This window comes from Neoluteolibacter marinus (genome assembly GCF_014904755.1).
Classification (GTDB): Bacteria; Verrucomicrobiota; Verrucomicrobiia; order Verrucomicrobiales; family Akkermansiaceae; genus Haloferula; species Haloferula marina.
The window spans coordinates 1-234 of the sequence record NZ_JACZFQ010000297.1 but is presented as its reverse complement, the minus strand read 5'-3'; the positions used below and the strand labels follow the sequence as shown (position 1 = coordinate 234).

Sequence of the window (234 nt, the reverse complement as noted above, 5' to 3'; positions counted from 1 at the left end):
TCTCCCCGGGACAGGCCGCGGAGTTCTCCACCATGACCCCGCACGCGCTCGAAGCCCACCGCGGGCTGGCGGAGATCCTCACGATCTTCGATCACGACGGCGAGCAGGCGCACCTCCCTGGACGGCCCCAGGGCTGAGGCTCGCCAGACCGGATCAGCCCCTGGCGAGCTCGGGCCGCTGACCCATGCCGTGCGTCGCCACGCGCCGAGTAACGTTGGCTCCATGAACACGATC

The 234-nt window shown here is 70.1% G+C and carries 1 pseudogene; it reads left to right on the top strand.

Annotated elements, in window-relative coordinates:
• A pseudogene (locus IG178_RS26325) lies at positions 1–137 on the top strand (XRE family transcriptional regulator); the annotation flags it as partial.
• Between the last annotated feature and the right edge of the window lie 97 nt (positions 138–234).